The organism is Phenylobacterium sp. (genome assembly GCF_016793225.1).
GTDB lineage: Bacteria > Pseudomonadota > Alphaproteobacteria > Caulobacterales > Caulobacteraceae > Phenylobacterium.
The window spans coordinates 1-4461 of sequence record NZ_JAEUMN010000183.1; the positions used below are offsets into that span (position 1 = coordinate 1).

4 protein-coding genes are annotated in these 4461 nt (G+C 71.3%); all 4 read left to right on the forward strand.

Annotated elements, in window-relative coordinates; translation table 11 throughout:
* A partial coding sequence (locus JNK30_RS20990) for a phytase (RefSeq protein WP_367118771.1) occupies nt 1-1058 on the forward strand: 1058 nt, incomplete at its 5' end.
* A gap of 256 nt (nt 1059-1314) precedes the next feature.
* On the forward strand, nt 1315-2823 hold the full coding sequence (gene ftsZ / locus JNK30_RS20995) for a cell division protein FtsZ (protein WP_293485388.1): 1509 nt from the start codon (nt 1315-1317) through the stop codon (nt 2821-2823).
* 78 nt (nt 2824-2901) lie between these two features.
* Complete coding sequence (locus JNK30_RS21000; RefSeq protein ID WP_293485390.1) at nt 2902-3117, forward strand: hypothetical protein; 216 nt, start codon at nt 2902-2904, stop codon at nt 3115-3117.
* Nucleotides 3118-3321: 204 nt separating this feature from the next.
* On the forward strand, nt 3322-4209 hold the full coding sequence (gene lpxC, locus JNK30_RS21005; protein WP_293485392.1) for a UDP-3-O-acyl-N-acetylglucosamine deacetylase: 888 nt from the start codon (nt 3322-3324) through the stop codon (nt 4207-4209).
* Nucleotides 4210-4461: the final 252 nt, after the last annotated feature.

Consider the following 4461-nt stretch of genomic DNA (forward strand, 5'->3'; position numbering starts at 1 on the left):
TCCTCCTGGCCGCAAGCCTCTCCCTCGGCGCCTGTGCGACGCTCGATCCCGAGGCCGTCTCCGACTCGCGGGGTCAGGCGGTCGGGGCCGGCACGCCCGTGCTCGCCACCGCCGAGACGCCGGCGATCGGGGGCGGGGGCCGTGACGCCGCCGACGACCCGGCGATCTGGGTGGATTCCAGGGACCGCCGCCGCGGCGTGATCATCGGGACCGACAAGGGGGCCGGTCTCCATGTCTACGACCTGGCCGGGCGGCCGCTCCAGTTCCTGCCCGGCGGGCGGCCCAACAACGTCGACATCCGCGACGGCTTCCCGACGCCGGCGGGGCAGAGGGTGCTGGTGGCGGCGTCGGACCGGGGCCGCCCGGGCGCCGGCGCGGCGCTGTTCTTCCTCGATCCCGACAGCCTGAAGCTCACCCTGTGGAGCGCCGTGCCGGTGGATCTGGCCGAACCCTACGGCCTGTGCCTGGCCCGGAGGGGCGAGGCGTTCCTCATGATCGTCAACGGCACGGACGGCCAGGTGCGCCAGCTGCGGGTCTCGGCGCGCGCCGACGGGTCTGCGCAGGTGGTCGAGGAGCGCCGCTTCGCCGTCGCGTCCCAGCCGGAAGGCTGCGTCGCCGACGACGCGCGCGGCCAGCTCTACCTGGGCGAGGAAGCCAGGGGCGTGTGGCGCTTCGACCTGGGCCTGGGCCAGCCAGAGCCGGAGCTGATCGCCGAGGCGCCTTCCCAGATGCTGATGCCCGACGTCGAGGGACTCGCCCTGCTCGAGGATGACGCCGGCGCCTGGCTGATCGCCTCCAGCCAGGGCGACTCGGCCTTCGCGGTCTGGAACGTCGGCGAGGCGCAGACCGTCTATCACGGCCGCTTCAGCGTGGTCGCCGGCAACGGGGTCGACGCGGTGACCGGCACGGACGGGGTCGCCGCTCAGGGCCGCCTCGCGGGCGCCTTCGCCAACGGTCTCATCGTCATGCAGGACGACGTCGACGACGGGACGCCCGGGGCGAAGCAGAACTTCAAGCTCGTGGCGTGGGACGCCGTGAAGGCCGCTCTGGGCCTCTAGCCCGAGGGGGCTCGGAAGCCTCGGCCGAGACCGCGAGGCAGAGCGCGGCAGCGTTACTGTTGAGCCGTCCGCATTTCCTTGGCGGCGCCTGCGAAAATCCCCTTAGGCGAAGCTCGATCCAGTTCCGACTCAATGTATGCGGTTAACACTCGATTAAGGGTGTCGGCGCGTACTTAACGCATCGTTACTCCGGGTGCGCCGGGCGAGGGGTGCCGGGCGCGCTAGACCGCAAAACTGGGGAAGGACGAAGCGTCCCATGACCATCTCACTGTCCGCGCCGCGCGCGACCGAGTTGAAGCCTCGAATTGTCGTGTTCGGCATCGGTGGGGCGGGCGGCAACGCCGTCAACAACATGATCGACGCCGGCCTCGAGGGCGTCGAGTTCGTCGTGGCCAACACCGACGCCCAGCAGCTCCAGTTCGCCAAGACCGAGCGCCGCATCCAGCTCGGCGTGCAGGTCACCCAGGGCCTCGGCGCCGGCGCGCACCCGGAAGTGGGCATGAGCGCGGCCGAGGAGAGCATCCCCGAGATCGGCGAGCACCTGGACGGCGCGCACATGGTGTTCATCACTGCCGGCATGGGCGGCGGCACGGGCACGGGCGCGGCCCCGATCATCGCCAAGTGCGCGCGCGAGCGCGGCATCCTGACGGTCGGCGTGGTGACCAAGCCCTTCCACTTCGAAGGCCGCCACCGGATGCGCCTGGCCGACGCCGGCATCGGCGAGCTGCAGCGCTACGTCGACACCCTGATCGTCATCCCCAACCAGAACCTGTTCCGCGTCGCCAACGAGCGGACGACCTTCGCCGAGGCCTTCGGCATGGCCGACCAGGTCCTGCACTCGGGCGTGCGCTCGATCACCGACCTGATGGTGCTGCCGGGCCTGATCAACCTCGACTTCGCCGACGTCCGCACGGTCATGACCGAGATGGGCAAGGCGATGATGGGCACGGGCGAGGCGAACGGCGAGGACCGCGCGCTGATGGCCGCCCAGAACGCCATCCAGAACCCGCTCCTCGACGAGGTGTCGCTGAAGGGCGCGAAGGCCGTCCTGGTGAACGTCACCGGCGGCCTCGACATGACCCTGCTGGAAGTGGACGAGGCGGCCAACGCCATCTCCGAGCAGGTGGACCCCGAGGCCAACATCATCTTCGGCGCCGCCTTCGACCCCACGCTGGAAGGCAAGGTCCGCGTGTCGGTGGTCGCCACGGGAATGGACGGCGCCTCGATCGCCGCCATCGAGCCCAAGATCGAGCGCCGCTCGCTGTCGGTGGAGCCGCTGCGCGCCACCGTGACGCCCAGGCCCGAGCCGGTCGCCGAGGCGCCGGTCCTGGAACCGGTCGCCGCCGTGTCCGCGTTCGAGGCCGAGGCCGCGCGCGAAGAGGAGCAGCCCGATATCTTCGCACCGCCGCCGGCGGCCGAAACCCGCAGCGAGCCCCTGGTCGCGGCCAGCGAGCCCGCGCCGCTCACGCGGATCGTCGACCCCGCCGCGGCCGAGGACAAGGACACCGACGATGCGCCGCTCTTCGCGGAGCCGGCGTTCGAGCCGCGCAAGCCGCGCGGCGGGTTCCTCTCGATCTTCGGCGGTCGTCCGCGCTTCGACGCCCCGCCGGCTCCGGCCGCGCGCGAGGCCGCCCCCGCGCCGCGCCCGGCCCCCGCGCCGAGCCGCGGCGGCGCGCAGCCGCTCGAAGCCCAGGCGCCCGAGGACGTGGCCGACCAGAACGAGGACCTCGAGATCCCGTCGTTCCTCCGCCGACTGGCGAACTAGAAACGGTCGCGAAATCGTCACTCCGCTGAAAAGCGGGGTCTGCTAGAACCTCCCGGAGCCCACTCCGGGAGGTTTCGCATGTCGAGCCGCATCATCTGGGTGTCGCCGCTGGCCGAGGGGTGGGCGGTGCTGTGCACCGGCCTCGAGCCTCTGGTGTTCAGGTCGGGCGCGCGGGCCGAGGCGTATGCGAAGCGCCTGGCCGACCGCATCGCGCCGCTGGGACGCGCCGTGCAGGTGCGGGTTCTCGACCGGTCGCGCAACCTCGTGGGCACGCAACTCTACCCGGCGGTCTGAGCGGTCCGCGAAGGGGGCTGCCGACGTTCGTCCCGCCGCCGATTTGCGCAGTAGAATCAAGGGCCCGGTGGCGAGGGCGTTAAGGCTCGGTTCACCGAAACATTGCGAAACACGAAGTGCTTTGCTGCGGTGCATCAACCAGCTTAGCCAGCGCGTTGGGGGCAAAGGTCGGCTTCGCGCCGCGTTGTTGCAGGAAGGTCCGCCTTGGCCGCGTTCCAACATACCGTCCGGTCGCCGGCGCTGTTCGCCGGGATCGGCGTCCACACCGGGGAGTACACCCGCGTCTCCGTTCGCCCGGCGCCGGCCGACAGCGGCGTCGTGTTCGTGCGCACCGACGTGAGGGACCGCGACAACGCGATCCCGGTGACGGGCGACGCCGTCTGCAAGACCCAGCTGGGCACCGTGATCGGCAACGCCGCCGGCGTGACCGTCTCGACCATCGAGCATCTGATGGCCGCGCTGGCCATGCTGGGCGTCGACAACGCCGTGGTCGAGGTCGACGGGCCCGAAATGCCGATCATGGACGGCTCGGCCGCGCCCTTCGTGCGGGTGCTGGACCGCGCCGGGCTGCGGACCCAGGAGGCGCCGCGCCGCTACATCGAGATCCTCGACACGATCGAGGTGACCGAAGGCGACAAGCGCGCCAGCCTCTCTCCGGCGGACGGCTTCGAGGTGGCGTTCACGATCGTGTTCGACAGCGCGGCCATCGGCCGGCAGAGCGTCGACCTCCCCATGGACGAGGCCGCCTTCCGCGCCGAACTCGCCGACTGCCGGACCTTCGGCTTCCTCAGCGACGTGGAAGCGTTGCGCGCCATGGGCCTCGCCCGCGGCGGGAGCCTGGAGAACTGCGTCGTCCTGGACGGCGATGTGATCCTGAACCCCGAGGGGCTGCGCCGGCCCGACGAGTTCGTGCGCCACAAGGCGCTGGACGCCATCGGGGACCTCTACGTCCTCGGCGGCCCGGTCCTAGGCCGTTTCGAGGGCGTCTGCGCGGGGCACGGCCTCAACAACGCCCTGGTCCGCGCGCTGCTGGCCCGGCCCGATGCGTGGCGTGTCCGCACCCTGGTCGAGGACCTCCGCGAAGCGGTCTGATCGGCGGACGTCGTCGTCGGCGACGCCCTGCCAGCTATCTCTTGCGAGCGGTTCGCAACTGGGGCCTAATGCGCGCCGGAGGTGCGCCATGCCCGATGATGCGAGCGCCGCGCTCGACGAGCTCTACAAGCCGCCCCATCCGCTGACCGTGGCCAAGGACATCGGCTGGATCGACAAGCACGGCCGCCGGTTCATCGAGCTCTCGCCCTTCGTCGCCCTGGCGACCGTGGGCGCGAACGGCGCCGTCGACGT

What these genes read in the sequence shown, in the direction of transcription:
- ftsZ (WP_293485388.1), top strand. Translation starts at nt 1,315, where the DNA reads ATGACCATCTCACTGTCCGCGCCGCGCGCGACCGAGTTGAAGCCTCGA.
- JNK30_RS21000 (WP_293485390.1), top strand. Translation starts at nt 2,902, where the DNA reads ATGTCGAGCCGCATCATCTGGGTGTCGCCGCTGGCCGAGGGGTGGGCG.